General features: G+C 40.6%; 1 protein-coding gene. It reads left to right on the forward strand.

The features are described 5' to 3' along the window. Nucleotides 1-657: IS630 family transposase (locus NZ519_14070; protein MCS7029878.1), on the forward strand; the 657-nt coding region annotated here is incomplete at both ends.

The following is a 657-nucleotide window of genomic DNA, read 5'->3' on the forward strand; positions in this document are numbered from 1 at the left end:
GGAATTGGTAAAGGAATTAGAGCGAAATTTGTACCATAGTAGTAAAGAAGTGGTATGTTGGATACAAGAGCGTTGGGGGATAGTTTATAGTTTGGAGGGTTGTGTGAAGTTATTGCATAGATTAGGCTTTAGCTATAAGAAGACGAAATTGTTTCCCTGCGAAGCGGATAAAGAGCGTCAGGAGGCATTTATAGAGGAGTTAGGCTCTATCAAAGAGACTTTGGGAGAGAAAAGTGTTTTATATTTTATGGACGCTTGCCACCCGCAGCATAACACACGTTCCTCGTATGCTTGGATAAAGACAGGGACGGAATACGAGCTACCTTCGGTGAGTGGTCGGAAGCGGTTAAATATCAATGCGGCTCTCAATGCCTCTGCTCCGCAGGAAGTAGTGGTACGTTTTGATGAAAGCATTGACGCAGAAAGCACTTGGAAGGTCTATGAACAACTGCTTGAACTTCATCCAGATAAAGAATTCATTGATGTGGTTTGTGATAATGCCCGTTATTACAAAAATAAAACTTTGCAAGAAAGGCTAAAAGGTACAAAAATCAAACAGATTTTTCTGCCTGCTTACTCGCCCAATTTGAACTTGATTGAGCGTTTATGGAAGTTTATGCGAAAGAAGGTCATAGATAGTTGTTTTTACCGAAAGTT

It is taken from the genome of Bacteroidia bacterium, from assembly GCA_025056095.1.
Lineage (GTDB): Bacteria > Bacteroidota > Bacteroidia > JANWVE01 > JANWVE01 > JANWVE01.